A 20,459-nucleotide genomic window follows, 5' to 3' on the forward strand; every position below is an offset into this window, starting at 1 on the left:
TCACAGGTCGTCGAGGGGTTCGTCCAGGACGCCCTCGCGGGCGATGATGTAGCCGAGGTGGCCGCGGCTGCGGCTGCCGAGGAGTTCGCTGGCCTTCTGGATGTGGCTGGAGACCGTACGGGTGCTCATGCCGAGGCGGGAGGCGATGGCCTCGTCCGTGTAGCCGTTGACCATCAGGCGCAGGACGTTCTGGCGGGTGCGGTCGGTGAGCAGTTGGGGGCGGTGGCGACCCTCCAGGTAGGTGACCGGTTCGGCGCGTTCCCACATCAACTCGTAGATCTTGAGCAGGTACTCGACCAGCGGTGGGAACTGGATGAGCATCGCGGCGGCCTCGCGGTCGGCCGCGGCCGGGACGAAGGCGGTGGAGCGGTCGCAGATGATCACCCGGTCGAACACCTCGTTCAGGGTGCGTATCCGGGCGCCCTGGGCGGTGACCTGCTCGATGTAGGCCAACGTCGGGCCGTGCGCGCGCACGGTGTGCTGGTAGAGGGTGCGCTGGCGCACGCCGCGCCCGGCGAGGGCGAGGTCGCGCGGGAGGGCGTCCGCGAGGTGCTCGGGGCTGCGGCCGCCGCCGGGCTGGGCGGTGCGCAGTTCCTCGGTGCAGGCGGCGACGGCCTTCTCCAGCGCGGGGTTGATCTCCTCGCCCGTCAGGAGGCGGACCGGCAGCTGGGCCCGGCGCATGACGTCCTGGTAGGCGCGGTCGGCGGCGGTGAAGGCGGTGCGCAGCTCGGCGAGCCGCTCCTGGTGGCCCAGCACGGCGAGTTCGAGCGGCCGGGTCAGGCCGGTGACCGCGATGTCGGGCGGGACGGGGGTCAGCCGCTCGCCGGAGCCGGGCACGGAGCGCAGCAGGCCCATCGCGAGCAGGCACTCGGGGGCGTCTCCGGCGGCGCAGCCCTCGGCCAGCGCCACCCGGTAGAACTCGATCCCCCGGTCACAGAGCTGCGGTGTCCCCATTCCCGCGCTGTTGTCCTGGGATAGGCACATCTGGGCATCCTTCCGGCTTCGGCATTGCGGTTTCACGAATGCCCGTACCGGCCACCGCCAGGCGTCTGAAATGGCAGGATGGAAATCACCTGTCGGTCGGAAGCCGTCCCCCCGGGCTCTGACTGCCGTGAGTGTACGCCCAAGTGGCGCGGAAATCAGCGGCCGACGGCGAAGCCGAGCGCGCCCGGAGGCGGGGGAGCCGACCGCGGCAGTGGCGGACCCGACCGTACCCGGCCGCGGTGACAGGCGGATGGCCGCCGTGTCGTGCCTGTCGCCCCGTCAGGGCGGCCGGGGCGGACGGTCGGCGGACGGAACGGCCGACAGACGGAGGGCACCCCTTGTTGCGAGCTGATCCCGGCCCGGCGGTCCCGCCCGTGGACCTGGCCGAGCTGGTGGACCAGCGGCTGGTGCGGCAGTTGGCGGAGGCCGCCGCCGAGCAGGTCGGCTCCGGCGCGATCCGGCTGCTGGGCGACGGCGGGCTGTTCCAGACGCTCGCCAAGCAGCTGATCGAGCACGCCCTGGAGCTCGAACTCCAGGAGCACCTGCGCGGGGCCGAACCCGGCACCGACCCCGGCGCCAACGTCCGCAACGGCGCCCGGGCCAGACGGCTGCTCACCGAGGTCGGCCCGGTCGAGGTGCGGGTGCCCCGGGACCGCCAGGGCAGCTTCACCCCCCGGGCCGTCCGCCCCCGGGCCCGCCGGCTGCCCGGCCTCGACCGGCTGGTCATCTCGCTCACCGCGCGCGGCCTCAGCTCGGGCGAGCTGGTGGCGCACCTGGCCGAGGTGTACGGCGTGGAGCTCAGCCGGGAGACCGTCTCCGCCATCACCGACCAGGTGCTCGACGAGCTCGACGAGCGGCGCCGGTGCCCGCTCGACCCCGTCTACCCGGTGGTCTTCCTCGACGCGGTGCGCAGCGGCCGCTCGGGCGGCCCGCTGGTGCACCTGGCGCTCGGGATCTCCACCGACGGCCGGCGCGAGGTCCTGGGCCTGTGGCCGGCCACGGACGGGGAGCACTGGCCGCAGGTGCTGGCCGAGCTCGCCGAGCGCGGGGTGCGCGAGGTCTGGGTACTGGTCGGCGACACCGGCGGGGGCCTGGCCGAGGCGGTGGCCGCGCGGTGGCCGCGCACCGTGGTGCACGGCTCGATGGCCCACCTGTTGCACGCCGCGCTGCGGCACGCGCCCGGCGAGGACTGGGGTGCGCTCGCGCGGACGCTGCGCGAGATCTGTGCCGCGCCCACCGAGCGGGCGGCGATGGCGCGGCTGTCCCGGGCCGAGCGGGAGTGGGGTCCGGGCCATCGCGAGGTGTTCCGGGTGTGGCGGGCGGCCTGGCCGCTGCTCGCCGCCGGCTTCCGCTTCGGCCCCGAGGCTCGGCGTCTGCTCGCGGGCGGGGGCGCGCTGGAGCGGCTGCACGCCCGGCTGCGCCGGATCGAGCAGGCCTCGGGCCGGGTGCAGGACGAGCGGGCCGCGCTCAAGCGCGCCTACCTGGCGACGATCGCCCTGGAGTCGCCCGCCTCGGCGGGGCGGACGTGGACCGACGACTGGCCCGCCGTCCGCGAGGAACTGCGCCGGGGATCGCACTGCTGACGCTCCATCACCTTCCGCACTGACGCTCCGTAACCCCCGCCCCCGCGGCAGCTTCGGCGGCTTCCGGAGGCCGGGGCCGGGGCCTCCCTCGCCGACGCGCCGGGGGAGTGGTTTGACCGAAACCCTCGCCAGTGACCGGTTCCCACCACTGATCTGACAGTGCCAGGCGCTCTTTGGATCAGATCTGTCTGTTTTTGACATGGTCTGTTCGGGCTTCCGGTTCCCGCAATGCGTGTTCCCGATCATGGCCAGAGCTTCCACCCCCGTTTGAGCCTCGGCAGGATGAATTTCCGAGCGAAGAGGGCCGACCGCCCCCTCGGAAAAAGGAATTAACGATGAAGAATCTTGCCGTTCGCATTCACCATATGCTCGGGATTCTCGCCGTTCTGCTGGTCGCCGGACTGGGCGTCCAGAGCAGCGCCGACCCGCACTCGCCCCTGGCCGCCGCCGCCCTCGTCTCGGCGCCCAACGCCGACTCCGGCTGGGGTCCGTGAGCCGCGCTCCGGCGTAATTCCCCCCTCCCCGAAATTTCTCCGAACAAAGAGGAAACCGACGATGGCGAACCCGTTCGAGGACCCCGACGCCAGCTACCTCGTCCTGGTGAACGACGAGGGCCAGCACTCGCTGTGGCCGGCCTTCGGCCCGGTGCCCGACGGCTGGCAGCAGGCCTTCGGCGCCGCCGGCCGGCAGGACTGCCTCGACTACGTCGAACAGCACTGGCAGGACCTGCGGCCGAAGAGCCTGCTCGCCCAGCAGTCCGGCCACTGACCGCGGCAGCCCAGCGCCGAAACCGCACCACCGCACCACCGCACCACCGCACCACCGCACCACCAGAACAGCCAGAACAGCCAGAACAGCCAGAACCACGCCACCACGCCACCGCACCGCCGCTCCATCGACCGCCCGGGCCGACCGCCCCGAAGGTCACCGAGCAAGCCGTTCCCGCCACCGCGGGGGCCAGCCGTACGAGGGAGAGAGCCACATGTCCGGGGTCCAGCAGACGCACAGAGCCGACCAGCGGCCGACCCTGACCGCGCTGGTCGACGCCCAGACGTCCCGCACCCCGCAGGCCCCCGCCCTGTACGCCGAGGGCACCACCCTCACGTACGCCGAGCTGGACGCCCGCGCCAACCGGCTGGCCCGGGTGCTCGCCGCCCGCGGCCTGGGCACCGAGGACATCGTCGCGCTCGCCCTGCCGAAGTCCCCCGAGGCCGTCGCCGCGATCCTCGCCGTGGCCAAGACCGGCGCCGCCTGGCTGCCCGCCGACCCGGCCTACCCCGCCGAGCGGCTGCGCCACATGCTGACCGACTCCCGCGCCGCCCTGGTGCTCACCACCGCCGAGGCCGCCGCCCAGCTGCCCGGGACCGCCGCCCCCCGGCTGCTGCTCGACGACCCCGGGCACCTCGCCGAGCTGGCCGCCCAGGCCGGCACCCCCTTCACCGCCGCCGAGCGGGTGCGGCCGCTGAGCGCCGGGAACACCGCGTACGTGATCTACACCTCCGGCTCCACCGGTGTGCCCAAGGGTGTGGCCGTCACCCACACCGGGCTGCCCAGCATGATCGACACGCAGGTCGCCGCCACCGGGGTCGGCCCCGGCAGCCGGGTGCTCCAGGCCGCCTCGCTCAGCTTCGACGTCTCCGTCTCCGACCTGGCCGTGGCGCTCTCCACCGGCGCCGCCCTGGTGCTCCCCCGCGAGCAGAGCCAGCTGGTCGGCGAGCCGCTGGCCGCGCTGATCGAGCAGTACGGCGTCACCCACGCCGACATCGCCACCGCGATGGCGGCCACCCTGCCGGACGTGCCGCTGCCCTCCCTGCGCACCCTGATCGGCGGCGGCGAGGCCATCCCGCGCGAACTGGCCGCCCGCTGCGGCCGCGACCGCCTGATGCTCAACAGCTACGGCCCGACCGAGACCACCGTCATCGTCACCATGAGCGAGCCGCTCACCGGCGAGGAGCAGCCCCCGATCGGCCACCCCTGCCAGGACGTGCGCATCCACGTGCTGGACGAGCGGCTGCGCCCGGTCGAGCCGGGCACCGTGGGCGAGCTGTACGTCTCCGGCCCGCACCTGGCCCGGGGCTACCTCGGGCGCCCCGGCCTGACCGCCGAGCGCTTCGTCGCCTGCCCCTTCGGCGAACCCGGCGACCGGATGTACCGCACCGGCGACCTCGGCAGCCAACGGCCGGACGGGCAGCTGGACTTCGTCGGCCGGGCCGACGACCAGGTGAAGATCCGCGGCTTCCGGGTGGAGCTCGGCGAGGTCGAGCAGGCCCTCTCCGCCCACCCCGAGGTGCGCCAGGCCGTGGTGCTGGTCCGCGAGGACCGCCCGGGCGAGCGCCGCCTGGTCGGCTACACCGTCGGCGCCGCCGACCCGGCCGAGCTGCGCGCGTACTGCGCCGAGCGGCTGCCCGACCACATGGTGCCCACCGTCGTGGTGCTCGACCGGCTGCCGCTCACGCCCAACGGCAAGGTGGACAAGCGCGCCCTGCCGGCGCCGGTCTTCGCCGCCGCCGAGGAGGGCGGCCGGGCCCCCGCCGGGGAACTGGAGCACACCCTCGCCCGGCTCTTCGCCGAGGTGCTGGGCCTGCCCGCGGTGGGCGTCACGGACTCCTTCTTCGAGCTCGGCGGCGACTCCATCGTGGCCATCCGGCTCGTCTCCCGGGCCCGGCACGCCGGGCTGCAGCTCACCCCCCGCAAGGTGTTCCTCTCGCCGACCGTCGAGGCGCTGGCCCGGATCGCCCGACCGCTGGAGGGGCCGGTCGTCGCCGAACCCGCCGGGGCCGGCCTCGGCGAGGTGCCGCCGACGCCCATCGTGCACTGGCTGGCCGCGCAGCACGGCGCCGTCGAGAGCTTCTACCAGTCCACCCTGCTCACCCTCCCCGCCGGGAGCGGGCCCGAGCACGTGGCCACGGCCCTCCAGGCGCTGCTCGACCACCACGACGTCTTCCGCGCCCGCACCTCCCCGCTCGCCGAGCGCCCCTGGACGCTGCACGTCCCCGCCCCCGGCGCCGTCCCCGCCGGGGCCGCGCTGCGGCACGTCGCGGGCCCGGCCACCGAGGAGGCGCTGCGCGCCGAGACCGAGGCCGCCCGCGAGCGCCTCTCGCCCGAGGACGGCCGGATGCTCCAGGCCGTCCGGTTCGACGCCGGGCCGGGCCTGCCCCCGCAGCTCCTGCTCGTGATCCACCACCTGGCGGTGGACGGCGTCACCTGGCGCATCGTCGAGGAGGACCTGCTCGCCGCGCTCGCCGCCGCCCGCGAGGGCCGGGCCGTGGCGCTGGCGCCGGTGCCCACCTCCTTCCGCCGCTGGGCCCAGCGGCTCACCGCCGAGGCCGGGACCGACCGCCGGGCCGCCGAACTCCCGCTCTGGGAGGCCGCCCTGGCCACCCCGGACCCGCTGCTCGGCGCGCGCCCCCTCGACCCGGCCCGGGACACCTACGCCACCGAGGGCGTCCTGCGGCTCGTGCTGCCCGCCGAGACCACCCAGGCGCTGCTGACCCGGGTCACGGCCGCCTACCACGCGCAGGTCAACGACGTGCTGCTGACCGCGCTGGCGCTCGCCCTCGGCCACTGGCGCGGCGCGGCGACCACCGGTCCGGACGGCGCCGTGCTGGTGACCGCCGAGGGCCACGGCCGCGAGGAGGTCGTCGACGGCGTCGACCTGCACCGCACCGCCGGCTGGTTCACCTCCCTCTACCCCGTCCGGCTCGCCCCCGGGGCGCTGCCCTGGTCCGAGGTCACCGCGGCCGGCCCCGGGCTCGGCCGGGCCCTCGGCCGGGTCAAGGAGCAGCTGCGCGCCGTCCCGGACAACGGCATCGGCTACGGCCTGCTGCGCCACCTCAACCCGGCCACCGCCGCCGTGCTGGAGGGGTACGCCGATCCGCAGGTCGAGTTCAACTACCTGGGCCGCTTCGCGCCGGAGGGCGTCACCTCCGAAGACGTGCTCGCCGGCACCGAGGCGATGAGCGAGGGCGCCGCGACCGGCCTCGCGCTCGGCCGGGTGCTCGGCCTGGACGCCACCACCGTCGACACCCCGCAGGGCCCGCTGCTGGTCGCCCAGTGGTCCTACGCCACCGGGCTGCTCGCCGAGGAGCGCGTGGCCGCGCTCGCCGAGGCGTGGTTCACCGCGCTGCGCGCGCTCGCCGAGCACGCCGACCGGCCGGACGCGGGCGGACACACCCCCTCCGACTTCCCGCTCGTCACGCTCGGCCAGTCCGAACTGGACCAGCTCGCCGGACACCACGCCCCCGCCCGCCTGGTGGACGTCTGGCCCACCTCGCCGCTCCAGCAGGGCATGGCCTTCCACGCGGCGTACGACACCGACGGCGCCGACGTCTACACCTCCGTCTGCACCTTCGACCTCACCGGCCCGGTGGACGCCGACCGGCTGCGCGCCGCCGCCGAGGCGCTGCTGCTGCGCCACCCCAACCTCAAGGCCGGCTTCCACCAGCGCCCCGACGGCCCGCCCGTGCAGGCCGTACCGGACGGCGTCGAACTGCCCTTCACCGCCATCGACCTGACGGCGCACGCCGACCCGAAGGCCGAGGCCGCGCGGATCGCCGCCGCCGAGTACGGCCGCCGCTTCGACCTCGCCCGGCCGCCGCTGCTGCGCTACACCTTGCTCACCCTCGCCCCCGGGCGCCACCAGCTGATCGCCGCCGCGCACCACATCCTGCTGGACGGCTGGTCCACCCCGCTGTTCGCCGAGGAGCTGTGGGGCCTGTACTTCCAGCAGCCGATGCCCCCGGCCGCCCCCTACCGCGAGTACCTGCGCTGGCTCACCCGGCGCGACGGCGCCGCCGCCCGCGCCGCCTGGACCCAGGCCCTGGCGGGCGCCGACGAGCCCACCCTGCTGGCCCCCGGCCGCTCCGCCGCCGCCCCGCAGCTGCCGCTGCGCCTGCACACCGGCCTCACCCCGGCGGCCACCGAGGCGCTGGCCCGCACCGCCCGCCGCTACGGCGTCACCCTCAACACCCTTGTCCAGGCCGCCTGGGGCGTGCTGCTGGCCCGGCTCACCGGGCGCGAGGACGTGCTCTTCGGCACCACCGTCTCCGGCCGGCCGCACGACCTGCCGGGCGTGGAGCGGATGGTGGGCCTGCTCATCAACACCGTGCCGGTGCGCGTCACCCTCGACCCGGCCGAGAGCTGGGGGCAGCTGCTGCTGCGCCTCCAGCACGAGCAGTCCGCACTGCTGGACCACCAGCACCTCAGCCTCACCGAGATCCAGCAACTCGCCGGAGTGGGCAGCCTGTTCGACACCGTCACGGTGTACGGCAACTACCCGGACCCGTCCGCCCTGGACGAGGCCGACCCGAGCGGCGCCACCCACGTCACCCTGGTCGAGGACGTCGACAGCGCGCACTACCCGCTGCTGCTGGCCCTCACCCCGGGCGACGGCCTCCAACTGCGCCTGGACCACCGGCCCGACGCCTTCACCCCCGCCGAGGCGCGCGCCCTGCTGGACCGCTTCCTCGGCCTGCTCGACCGGATCGTCGCCGACCCGGCCGAACTCGTCGGTAGCGTCCAGGTGTTGACCGAGGAGGAGCGCGAGCGGCTGCTGACCGGCGGGGCCGGCGCCACCGCGCCACTGCCGGAGGCCGCACTGCCCGAGCTGTTCGAGGCGCGGGCCGCCGCGACGCCCGACGCGGTCGCGCTCACGGCCGACGACGTCGAGCTGACCTACGCCGAACTCAACGCGCGGGCCAACGGGTTGGCGGTGCGGCTGGTCGAGGCCGGGGTCCGCCCGGAGACCCCCGTCGCGCTGCTGATGGAGCGCTCGGCCGCCCTGGTGGTGGCGATCCTGGCCGTGCTCAAGGCCGGCGGCGCCTTCGTGCCGCTGGACGGCGCGCAGCCGGCCGAGCGCCTGCGGGCCGTCCTCGCGGACTCCGGGGCCCGGCTGGTGCTGGCCGACACCGCCCACCGGGCACACCCCGCGCTGACCGGACTGGACGTGCTCGACCCCGAGGGCGCACGAGACCCGGAGGGCGACGACACCGCCGGAAACCTCGGACTCCCCTTGAGCGCCGACCAGTTGGCGTACGTGATGCACACCTCCGGCTCGACCGGCGTGCCCAAGGGCATCGGCGTCACCCACCGGTCCGTGGTCGACCTCGCGCTCGGCGGGGCGTTCGCGGGCGGCGGCCACGAGCGCGTCCTGCTGCACTCCCCCGTCGCCTTCGACGCCTCCACCTACGAGCTCTGGGTGCCGCTGCTCTCGGGCGGCCGCGTGGTGGTCGCCCCCGCCGGGCGGCTCGGCGTCGCCGAGCTGGCGACCGCGATCGGCCGGGGGCGGGTCGGCGCCGCCTGGATGACGGTCGGGCTCTTCAACGTGCTGGCCGCCGAGGCCCCGGAGACCTTCGCCGGGCTGCGCGAGGTGTGGACGGGCGGGGACATCGTCTCGCCGGCCGCCATCCGGCGGGTGCTGGAGCACTGCCCCGGCCTGCGGGTGGTGAACGGCTACGGACCGACGGAGACCACGACCTTCGCGACCCGCCACCCGATGGCCACCGCCGCCGAGGTCCCGGCCGCCGTGCCGATCGGGCGGCCGCTGCCCAACACCCGGGTGTACGCGCTGGACGCCGGGCTGCGCCCGGTCCCCGTCGGCGTCGCCGGTGAGCTGTACGTCGCGGGCGCCGGGCTGGCCCGGGGCTACGTCGGCCGCGCCGGCCTGACCGCCGAGCGGTTCGTGGCCTGCCCCTTCGGCGAGCCCGGCGGCCGGATGTACCGCACCGGCGACGTGGTGCGCTGGACCACCACGGGCGAACTGGAGTTCGTCGGCCGCGCCGACGACCAGGTCAAACTGCGCGGCTTCCGGATCGAACTCGGCGAGGTGGAGGCCGCGTTCACCGCCCACCCGGCCGTCGGCCAGGCCGTCGCCGTGGTCCGCCAGGACCAGCCGGGCGACAAGCGCCTGGTCGCGTACGTCACGGGCCCCGTCCGGCCCGACGAGCTGCGCGCCTTCGTCGCCGACCGCCTGCCCGGCTACATGGTGCCCGCCGCGATCGTCACCCTCGACGCGCTGCCCGTCACCCCCAACGGCAAGGTCGACCGCCGCGCCCTGCCCGCCCCCAACTACAGCGGCGCCGCCGCCGGCCGGGCCCCGCGCACCGAAACCGAGCAGGCGCTCTGCGAACTCTTCGCCGAGGTCCTCGGGTTGGCCTCGGTCGGCATCGACGACAGCTTCTTCGACCTGGGCGGCCACTCGCTGCTCGCCACCAAGCTGGTCAGCCGCGTCCGCACCGCCCTCGGCACGGAGCTGCCGATCCGCGCGCTCTTCGACCACCCGACGGTGGCCGCCCTGGCCGCCGCCCTGCCCGCCTCCGGCGCGGCCCGCCCGGCCCTGCGGCCCGCCGCCCGGCCGGAGCGCGTCCCGCTGTCCTCCGCGCAGCAACGCCTGTGGTTCATCGAGCAGTTCGAGGGCCCGAGCGCGCTCTACAACACGCCCGTCGCCCTCCGGCTGACCGGCGCCCTCGACCGCCCCGCGCTGGACGGCGCGCTGCGGGACGTGGTGGCCCGGCACGAGGTGCTGCGCACCGTCTTCCCGACCACCGACGGCCAGCCGCACCAACTGGTCGCCGAGACCCCCGAGTCGATCCTGCGGACCATACCCGTGGCCACCGAGGCCGAGCTCCGGGCCGCCCTGGCCGAGGCCGGCGGGGAGGTCTTCGACCTCGCCCACGACCTGCCCGTCCGCGCGACGCTGTTCTCCCTCCCGCACGACGAACACGTCCTGCTCGTCCTCATGCACCACATCGCCACCGACGGCTGGTCCGTCGCCCCCCTCCTCCGCGACCTCGCCACCGCCTACGAAGCCCGCCTCGCCGGCACCGCACCGCAGTGGCAGCCGATGCCGGTGCAGTACGCCGACTACGCCCTCTGGCAGCACGAACTCCTCGGCACCCCGCACCAGCCCACCACCCTCCTCACCGAGCAACTCACCTACTGGCAGCAGGCGTTGTCCGGCCTCCCGGAAGAGCTGGCACTCCCCTACGACCGCCCCCGCCCGACCGCGCCCAGCCACCGGGGCGGCGCCGCCGAGTTCGAGGTCGACGCCGAACTGCACACCGCCCTGGCCGAGTTGGCCGCCGCGCAGAACGCCAGCCTCTTCATGGCCCTGCAAGCCGCCGTCGCCGCCCTCTACACCCGCCTCGGCGCGGGCACCGACCTCCCGCTCGGCACCCCCGTCGCCGGACGCACCGACGAAGCCCTCGACGACCTGGTCGGCTTCTTCGTCAACACCCTGCTGCTGCGCACCGACACCACCGGCAACCCGAGCTTCCGGGAACTGCTGGACCGCGTCCGCCGCACCGACCTCGACGCCTACGACCACCAGGACCTCCCCTTCGAGCGCCTGGTCGAACACCTCAACCCCCCGCGCACCACCCGCCACCCCCTCTTCCAGTCGCTGATCGCCCTGGAGAGCGGCCCGGCGGTGCCCGCCGCCTTCGGCGACCTGGCCTGCGCGGACCACCCCTTCGAGCTGGACGTGGCCAAGTTCGACCTGTCCTTCCGCTTCACCGAACAAGGCTCCCAGGCGGGCCTGTCGGTGGCGGTCGAGTACGCGGCCGACCTCTTCGACCACACCACCGCGACCGCCCTCGCCGAACGGCTGCTGCGCGTCCTGCGCGCCGTCGCCGCCGACCCGGACGCCCCGATCGGCAGCATCGAGATCCTCGACCCGGCCGAACGCGAGCACCTGCTCACCGGCTGGAACGGACCGGCGGCGCCGGTGCCCGAGGCCACCCTGCCGCAGCTGTTCGAGGCCCAGGCCGCCGCCTCCCCCGACGCCCCCGCCCTGATCACCGGCGCCGAACAGCTCAGCTACGCCGAACTCGACTCCCGGGCCGAACACTTGGCGGCCCACCTCGCCGAGGCGGGCGTCGGCGCCGACACCCCGGTGATCCTCCTGATGGACCGCTCCGCCGACCTGGTGACGGCGATCCTGGCGGTGGCCAAGGCCGGCGGCACCTACGTCCCGCTGGACGACCGGCACCCGGCCGAGCGGCTGCGGCAGATCACCGCCGAGACGCGGGCGGCGCTCGTCCTGGTCGATCCCGCGCACCAGGGCCACCCGCTGGCCACCGACGCCCCCTGCCCCGTCCTGCCGCTCACCGAGGGCTGGTTCGACGGCCCTCGCAGGCGGCGCGCCCAGCCCGCCGGGCTCCACCCGGAGCAGCTCGCGTACGTGATGTTCACCTCCGGATCCACCGGGATGCCCAAGGGCATCGCCATCACCCACCGGGACGTGGTGCAGCTCGCGACGGACCCGTGCTGGCACCACCCCGACGGGCTGCGGGTGCTCTTCCACGCGCCGCACGCCTTCGACGCCTCGACCTACGAACTGTGGGCGCCGCTGCTCTCCGGCGGCCAGGTGGTCGTCGCGCCGCAGGGCGACCTGGACGCCTCCGCCATCCGCGAGCTGGTCCGGGCGCACGGGCTCACCCACGTGCACGTCACCGCCGGGCTGTTCCGTGTCATCGCGGAGGAGGACCCGGGCATCTTCACCGGCGTGCGCGAGGTGCTGACCGGCGGGGACGTCGTCTCCGCCCCGGCCGTCCGCCGGGTGCTGGAGGCCGTCCCGGGCATCGCGGTGCGAGCGCTTTACGGGCCGACCGAGACGACCCTGTGCGCGACCCAGTTCCCGATGCCGACCTCCTCGGCGGTCCCGAACGTGGTGCCGATCGGCCGTCCGCTGGCCAACACCCGGACGTACGTGCTCGACACCGCGCTGCAGCCCGTACCCGCCGGCGTGGCAGGCGAGCTGTACATCGCCGGCGCCGGACTCGCCCGCGGCTACACCGGCCGCCCCTCCCTCACCGCCGAACGCTTCGTCGCCTGCCCCTACGGCCCGCCCGGCGAGCGGATGTACCGCACCGGCGACCTCGCCCGCTGGACCACCGACGGCATCCTGGAATTCCTCGGCCGCGCCGACGACCAGGTCAAGATCCGCGGCTTCCGCATCGAACTCGGCGAAGTCGAAACCGCGTTCACCACCCACCCCGCCGTCGGCCAAGCCCTCGCCCACGTCCGCGAAGACCAGCCCGGCGACAAACGCCTCGTCGTCTACACCACCCTCACCACCACCTCGACAGACAGCGTCACGGACACCGTCACCGCCGGCGAACTGCGTGCCGCCGTCGCCGAAGCCCTCCCCAGCTACATGCTCCCCGCCGCCGTCGTCATCCTCGACACCCTCCCCGTCACCGCCAACGGCAAGGTCGACCGCCGCGCCCTCCCCGCCCCCGACTACACCGGCACCACCGAAGGCCGCGCCCCCCGCAACACCACCGAACAAACCCTCTGCGCACTCTTCGCCGACGTCCTCGGACTCACCACCGTCACCATCGACGACCGCTTCTTCGACCTCGGCGGCCACTCGCTGCTCGCCACCAAGCTGGTCAGCCGCATCCGCGCCGCCCTCGGTACGGAGCTGCCGATCCGCACCCTGTTCGACTCCCCCACGGTCGCCGCCCTAGCCGCCGTCCTGCCCGAGCGCGAACAGAAGGCCACGCCGAAGAAGGCCCGCCCGGCCCTGCGGCCGATGCGCCGCCCAGGCGGTCCGGCCTGACCTGCCGCCCACCTCGCGGCCCCGTCCACCGCAGGATGCGCGCCCGCCGCCGGCCCGGCCGGCGGCGCGGCCCGCCGCGTCCCGCGACCGCCGAACCCCACCAGCCACACCAGCCCCAGCAGTCACAGCAGTCACAGCACCCGTAAGTCGCCAGTCGGAGGCAGACCTTGATCCCGTTGTCGTTCGCCCAGCAGCGGCTCTGGTTCATCGAGCAGTTCGAGGGCCCGAGCGCCCTCTACAACACGCCGTTCGCCCTCCGGCTGACCGGCGAGCTCGACGCCGCCGCCCTCGAAGGCGCGCTGTGGGACGTGGTGGCCCGGCACGAGGTGCTGCGCACCGTCTTCCCGACCACCGACGGCCAGCCCCACCAGCACATCCTCGACCAGGGGCGCCCGCCGCTGCACCGGGTGCCGGTGGCCGACGAGGCCGAACTGTCCGAGCGGCTGCGCGAGGACGCCGGGCAGGTCTTCGACCTCGCCGCCGATCTCCCCGTCCGCGCCTGGCTGTACGCCCTCCCCTCGCCGGGCGAGCACGTCCTGCTGCTGCTGACGCACCACATCGCCAGCGACGGCTGGTCCGTCGCCCCGCTCTTCGGCGACCTCGCCACCGCCTACGAGGCCCGGCTCGCCGGCACCGAGCCGCAGTGGGAGCCGCTGCCGGTGCAGTACGCCGACTACACCCTCTGGCAGCGCGAGCTGCTCGGCGAGGAGGACGACCCGGAGAGCGTCGTCTCCCTGCAACTCGCCTACTGGCAGCAGGCGTTGTCCGGCCTCCCCGAGGAGCTTGCGCTCCCCTACGACCGCCCCCGCCCGACCGCGCCCACCCGCCGGGGCGGCGCCGCGGAGCTGGAACTCGACGTCGAACTGCACACCGCGCTGGCCGAGTTGGCCGGCACGCAGAACGCCAGCCTCTTCATGGCCCTGCAAGCCGCCGTCGCCGCCCTCTACACCCGCCTCGGTACGGGCACCGACCTGCCGATCGGCACCGTCGTCGCCGGACGCACCGACGAAGCCCTCGACGACCTGGTCGGCTTCTTCGTCAACACCCTGCTGCTGCGCACCGACACCAGCGGCAACCCGAGCTTCCGGGAACTGCTGGACCGCGTCCGCCGCACCGACCTCGACGCCTACGACCACCAGGACATCCCCTTCGAGCGCCTGGTCGAACACCTCAACCCCACCCGCACCGCCGGCCACCCCCTCTTCCAGTCGCTCGTCACCCTGAACACGGAGCGGGCCGGCGATCTCGCCTTCGGCCCGGTGACGGCCCGGCCGGTCGAGGCCGGCGAGGCCCAGGCCCAGTTCGACCTGAACTTCAACTTCGTCGAGCACCTCACGGCGGACGGCGACTGCCTCGGCGTCCGCGGCGCCGTCGACTACGCGGCCGACCTCTTCGACCACGCCACCGCGACCGCCCTCGCCGAGCGGCTGCTGCGCATCCTGCGCGCCGTCGCCGCCGACCCGGACGCCCCGATCGGCAGCATCGAGATCCTCGACCCGGCCGAACGCGAGCACCTGCTCACCGGCTGGAACGGACCGACGGCACCGGTGCCCGACACCAGCCTGCCCCGGCTGTTCGAGGCCCAGGCCGCCGCCACCCCCGACGCCCCCGCCCTGATCACCGACGCCGAACAGCTCAGCTACGCCGAGCTGAACGGCCGCGCCAACCGCCTCGCCGCCCTGCTGCTGGCGCGCGGCCTGACCACCGAACAGCCGGTGGCGGTGCTGATGGAGCGCTCCGCCGGGCTGCTCACGGCCGTCCTCGCGATCGCCAAGGCGGGCGGCACGTACGTCCCGCTGGACGACCGCTACCCGCTGGACCGGCTCCAGCACATCCTCACCGACACCCGCACCGGCCTGCTGCTCACCGACCCGGCCCACCACGGGCATCCGGTCCTCGCCACCGGCGGCTTCGCCACCGTCGAAGTCACCGACGCGCTGCTCGCCACGGCCCCCGAGGCGGGCGACCCGGCCGTGCCCGTGCACCCCGGCCAGCTGGTCTACGTGATGTACACCTCGGGCTCGACCGGCCTGCCCAAGGGCGTCGCCGTCACCCACCGCAACGTGGTGGACCTGCTGGGCAACCAGCACTTCCGCACGGGCCACCACGAGCGCGTCCTGCTGCACTCGCCCACCGCCTTCGACGCCTCCACCACCGAGATCTGGGCACCGCTCGTCACCGGCGGGGCGATCGTGCTGGCCGAGCCCGGCGAGCTGGACATCCGGCGCCTCGCCGAGACCATCACCACCCACCGGGTGACCCTGGTCCAGGCGCCCTCGGGCCTGCTGCGGCTGATGGCCGAGGAGACGCCGGAGGCCTTCCGGGCCGTCCGGCAGGTGTGGACCGGCGGCGACGTCGTCCCGCCCGAGGCCGTCCGCCGGCTGTTCCAGGCGTGCCCGGACACCTCCGTCGTCGCGGTCTACGCGCCCACCGAGACGACGGCCATCAAGACCACCTTCACCATGACCCCCTCCTCGGCGGTCCCGAACGTGGTGCCGATCGGCCGCCCGCTGGCCAACACCCGGACGTACGTGCTCGACACCGCACTGCAGCCCGTACCCGCCGGCGTGGCAGGCGAGCTGTACATCGCCGGCGCCGGACTCGCCCGCGGCTACACCGGCCGCCCCTCCCTCACCGCCGAACGCTTCGTCGCCTGCCCCTACGGCCCGCCCGGCGAGCGGATGTACCGCACCGGCGACCTCGCCCGCTGGACCACCGACGGCATCCTGGAATTCCTCGGCCGCGCCGACGACCAGGTCAAGATCCGCGGCTTCCGCATCGAACTCGGCGAAGTCGAGGCCGCGTTCACCGCCCACCCCGCCGTCGGGCAAGCCCTCGCCCACGTCCGCGAAGACCAGCCCGGCGACAAACGCCTCGTCGTCTACACCACCCTCGCCAGCACAGGCGCGGACACCGTCACCGCCGGCGAACTGCGCGCCGCCGTCACCGACACCCTCCCCAGCTACATGCTCCCCGCCGCCGTCGTCATCCTCGACACCCTCCCCGTCACCGCCAACGGCAAGGTCGACCGCCGCGCCCTCCCCGCCCCCGACTACACCGGCACCACCGAAGGCCGCGCCCCCCGCAACACCACCGAACAAACCCTCTGCGCACTCTTCGCCGACGTCCTCGGACTCACCACCGTCACCATCGACGACCGCTTCTTCGACCTCGGCGGCCACTCGCTGCTCGCCACCAAGCTGGTCAGCCGCATCCGCGCCACCCTCAGCACCGAACTGCCCATCCGGGCCCTGTTCGACGCTCCCACGGTCGCCGCCCTGGCCGCCGTCCTGCCCGCCTCCGGCACGGCCCGCCCGACCCTGCGGCCCGTCGACCGGCCCGAGCGCATCCCGCTCTCCCCGGCGCAGCAACGCCTGTGGTTCATCGAGCAGTTCGAGGGCCCGAGCGCGCTCTACAACACCCCGTGCGCGGTGCGCCTGACCGGCCGGATCGACGCCCCCGCCCTCCAGGCGGCGCTGACGGACGTCCTCGACCGCCACGAGGTGCTGCGCACCGTCTACCCGGCCACCGACGGCCAGCCGCACCAGCTGATCGTCGAGCGCCCCGAACTCCCGCTGCACACCGTGTCGGTGGCCACCGAGACCGAGCTCCAGGCCGCCCTGGCCGAGGCCGGCGGGGCGGTCTTCGACCTCGCCCACGACCTGCCCGTCCGCGCGACGCTGCTCTCCCTCCCGCACGACGAACACGTCCTGCTCGTCCTCATGCACCACATCGCCACCGACGGCTGGTCCGTCGCCCCGCTCCTGCGCGACCTCTCCACCGCCTACGACGCCCGCCTCGCCAACACCGCACCGCAGTGGCAGCCACTCCCCGTGCAGTACGCCGACTACGCCCTCTGGCAGCACGAACTCCTCGGCACCCCCCAGCAGCCCACCACCCTGCTCACCGAACAACTCGCCCACTGGCAGCAGACGCTGTCCGGCCTCCCCGAAGAGCTTGCGCTCCCCTACGACCGCCCCCGCCCGACCGCACCGACCCGCCGGGGCGCAGCGGTGGAACTGCACCTGGACAGCGAACTCCACGGCGCCCTGGTCGAGTTGGCGCAGCAGAGCCGGGCCAGCGTGTTCATGGTGATGCAGGCGGCACTCGCCACCACGCTGGGCCGCCTGGGCGCGGGCACCGACCTGCCGATCGGCACCGTCGTCGCCGGGCGCACCGACGAAGCCCTCGACGACCTGGTCGGCTTCTTCGTCAACACCCTGGTGCTGCGCACCGACACGTCCGGCGACCCGAGCTTCCGGGAGCTGCTGGAGCGCGTCCGGATCGGCACCCTGGACGCCTTCGGGCACCAGGACGTGCCCTTCGAGCGCCTGGTCGAGCTGCTCAACCCGGCGCGCTCGACGGCCCGGCACCCGCTCTGCCAGGTGATGCTGACCTCGGGCGGCGACGCCGGACAGATCCGCCTCGGCGGCCTGCCGGGCCGGGTCGAGGCACTGGATTCGGACCTCGCCAAGTTCGACCTGACCTTCGCCTTCGGCGAGACCTTCGATCGCGACGGCGCCCCCGCCGGGCTGGAGCTGTCGGTCGAGTACGCCGTCGACCTGTTCGACCGGGCCACGGCGGCGGCGACGGCCGCACGGTTCGAGCGCGCCCTGCGCGCGGTGCTGGCCGACCCGGACCAGCGGGTGGGCCAGGTGGAGATCCTGGCCCCGGAGGAGCGCCGGCAGCTGATCACGGCCTCGAACGACACCGACCACCCCGTCGCCCCCGCCACCTTCCCGGCGCTCTTCCAGGCCCAGGCCGCCGCCCGCCCCGACGCCGTCGCCCTCGCCTTCGGCGCCGAGCAGCTCACCTACGCCGAGCTGAACGGACGCGCCAACCGCCTCGCCCGGCTGCTCACCGCACACGGCGCGGGCCCCGAGCGGTTCGTCGCGATCGCCCTGGACCGCTCGACCGAGCTCATCGTCGCCCAGCTCGCCGTCCTCAAGGCCGGCGCGGCCTTCCTCCCGCTCGACCCGCGCTACCCGGCCGACCGCATCGCCTACATGCTCGCCGACGCCGCCCCCGTCCTGGTCCTCACCACCGGTACGGTGGCCGCCGGTCTGCCGACCGACAGCGCCGTCCCGCGCCTGCTGGTCGAGGACCTCGACACCTCCGGCCACCCCACACACAACCTCACGGACGCCGAAACCGACGCCGAAACCGCCCCCGACGCCGCCGCGTACGTCATCTACACCTCCGGCTCCACCGGCCGCCCCAAGGGCGTCGTCGTCCCCCACACCGGCCTCGCCTCCCTGATCGAGAGCCAGCGCGAGAGTCTCGCGCCCACCCCCGACAGCCGCGTCCTGCTGTTCGCCTCCCCCTCCTTCGACGCCGCCGTCGCCGAGCTCAGCATGGCCCTGCTCACCGGTGCCCGCGCCGTCCTCGGCACCGCCGACCAACTGCTGCCCGGCCCGGCCCTGGCCGAACTGATCGCCGAGCAGGGCGTCACCCACGTCACCCTGCCGCCCACCGCCCTGGCCGTCCTGCCCCCCGACGCGCTCGCGCCCGTCGAGACCCTGGCCGTCGCCGGGGAGGCCTGCCCGCCCGACCTCGTCGAGCACTGGTCCGCCCGCCTGCGGATGGTCAACGCCTACGGGCCGACGGAGTCCACCGTCTGCGCCAGCATGACCACCCCGCTGTCCGGCCGGATCGCACCGCCGCTGGGCCGGCCCATCCTGAACACCCGGCTGCACGTCCTCGACGCCGCCCTGCGGCCCGTCCCCGCCGGGGTCGTCGGCGAGCTCTACCTCGCGGGCGCCGGCCTGGCCAGGGGCTACCTCAACCGGCCCGGCCTGACCGCCGAGCGCTTCGTCGCCAACCCGTACGGCGCCCCCGGCAGCCGGATGTACCGCACCGGCGACCTCGTCCGCCGCCGGGCCGACGGCTCCCTGGAGTACCTCGGCCGCACCGACCACCAGGTCAAGGTCCGCGGGTTCCGCATCGAACCCGGCGAGATCGAGGCCGCCCTCGTCCGGCACCCCTCCCTCGCCCAGGCCTTCGTCCTGGTCCGCGAGGACCGCCCCGGCGACCGGCGCCTGGTCGGCTACGCCGTGGCCCGGCCCGGCCAGACGGTCGACCAGGCCCTCCTGCGGGCCCACGTCGGCGCGACCCTGCCCGACTACATGGTGCCCTCCGCCGTCGTGGCCCTGGACGCCCTCCCCCTCACCGCCAACGGCAAGGTCGACCGCCGCGCCCTCCCCGCCCCCGACACCGCCGCCTGGCCCGGCGCCGGGCGGGCGCCCGGCACGCCGCAGGAGGAGGTGCTCTGCGGGCTGTTCGCCGACGTGCTCGGGCTCGAACGGGTCGGCGTGGACGACAACTTCTTCGAGCTGGGCGGGCACTCGCTGCTGGCCGCCCGGCTGGTCGCGGGGCTGCGGGAGCTGGTCGGCGCGGGCGAGGGGATCGGGGTCCGCACCGTGTTCGAGGCGCCGACCGTCGCCGGGCTCGCCGAGCGGCTCGCCCGGGGGCCGGGCGCCGAGAGCTTCCCCGTCCTGCTGCCGATCCGCACCCGGGGCTCGCGCCCGCCGCTGTTCTGCGTCCACCCGGCCGCGGGCATCAGCTGGGTGTACACGGGGCTGCTGCGCCACCTCGACGCCGAGCAGCCGATCTACGGCCTCCAGGCCCCGGGCCTGGCCGATCCGAGCCACCGCCCTTCCTCCGTCGCGGAGTTGGCGCGCGACTACCTCGCGCAGATCCGCGCCGTCCGCCCCGAGGGCCCGTACGCCCTGCTCGGCTGGTCCTTCGGCGGGGCCGTCGCCCACGCGATCGCCGCGCTGCTGCGCGACCAGGGCGAGGAGGTCCAACTGCTGGCCCTGCTGGACGCCTACCCGGGCGCCGGCGAGGCCGGGCCCGAGCAGTGGCGGGACGACCCGGCGCAGCTGGCGGTGATCCTCGACTCGCTCGGCCACCCGGCCGGGGAGATCGGCGCCTGGCCCGAGGACGAGGACGGCTACGCCGAGCTGGTCCGGCACGGCGAGGGCCCGCTCGCGGGCCTCAGCGGCGCCGCGGTGGCCCGGGTGGTCGCGGTCTTCCAGACCAACGCCGAGCTGGCGCACGCGCTCCCGCTGCCCGGCTACGACGGCGACGCGGTGGTCTTCACCGCCGCCAAGGACCGCCCGGCCGACGCCCCCGACCCGGACGGCTGGCGCCCCCACGTGGGCGGCCGGATCGACGTCCACGAGGTGCCGAGCACCCACGGCGCCATGACGGGCCCCGAGGCGCTCGCCGTCATCGGCCCGGTGCTCGCCGCCCGTCTGACCGCCCGACCGGCCTCCTGACCGACCGGCCTCCCGACCGGCCTCCCGACCCGCCGACTTTCGCATCCCTTC

6 protein-coding genes are annotated in these 20,459 nt (G+C 74.9%); 5 read left to right on the forward strand and 1 reads right to left on the reverse strand.

Annotated features, from left to right (window positions below; all coding sequences use genetic code 11):
* Positions 1–984: a LuxR C-terminal-related transcriptional regulator gene (locus ACFVX9_RS24165; RefSeq protein ID WP_387983391.1), complete on the reverse strand. Its 984-nt coding sequence runs from the start codon at positions 982–984 to the stop codon at positions 1–3.
* A gap of 338 nt (positions 985–1,322) precedes the next feature.
* Here ACFVX9_RS24165 and ACFVX9_RS24170 point away from each other — a divergent pair, with 338 nt between their 5' ends.
* The 5 genes from ACFVX9_RS24170 to ACFVX9_RS24190 all read left to right on the forward strand — a co-directional run bounded on the left by ACFVX9_RS24170 (position 1,323) and on the right by ACFVX9_RS24190 (position 20,408).
* Positions 1,323–2,567, forward strand: a complete 1,245-nt coding sequence (locus tag ACFVX9_RS24170; protein WP_387983393.1) for an IS256 family transposase — start codon at positions 1,323–1,325, stop codon at positions 2,565–2,567.
* A 365-nt stretch (positions 2,568–2,932) separates the two neighbouring features.
* Entirely contained in the window at positions 2,933–3,061 is a 129-nt protein-coding gene (locus ACFVX9_RS24175; RefSeq protein ID WP_380374146.1) for a hypothetical protein, read from the forward strand.
* A 61-nt stretch (positions 3,062–3,122) separates the two neighbouring features.
* Positions 3,123–3,335 carry an MbtH family protein gene (locus tag ACFVX9_RS24180; protein ID WP_380374148.1) on the forward strand — a complete coding sequence of 71 codons (213 nt, stop codon included), beginning with the start codon at positions 3,123–3,125 and terminating at the stop codon, positions 3,333–3,335.
* 214 nt (positions 3,336–3,549) lie between these two features.
* On the forward strand, positions 3,550–13,128 hold the full coding sequence (locus ACFVX9_RS24185) for an amino acid adenylation domain-containing protein (RefSeq protein ID WP_387983396.1): 9,579 nt from the start codon (positions 3,550–3,552) through the stop codon (positions 13,126–13,128).
* 167 nt (positions 13,129–13,295) lie between these two features.
* Positions 13,296–20,408 (forward strand): amino acid adenylation domain-containing protein, encoded by a 7,113-nt coding sequence (locus ACFVX9_RS24190; protein ID WP_387983398.1) that lies wholly within the window; start codon positions 13,296–13,298, stop codon positions 20,406–20,408.
* Positions 20,409–20,459 lie beyond the last annotated feature (51 nt).

The organism is Kitasatospora sp. NPDC058243 (genome assembly GCF_042882025.1).
GTDB lineage: Bacteria > Actinomycetota > Actinomycetes > Streptomycetales > Streptomycetaceae > Kitasatospora.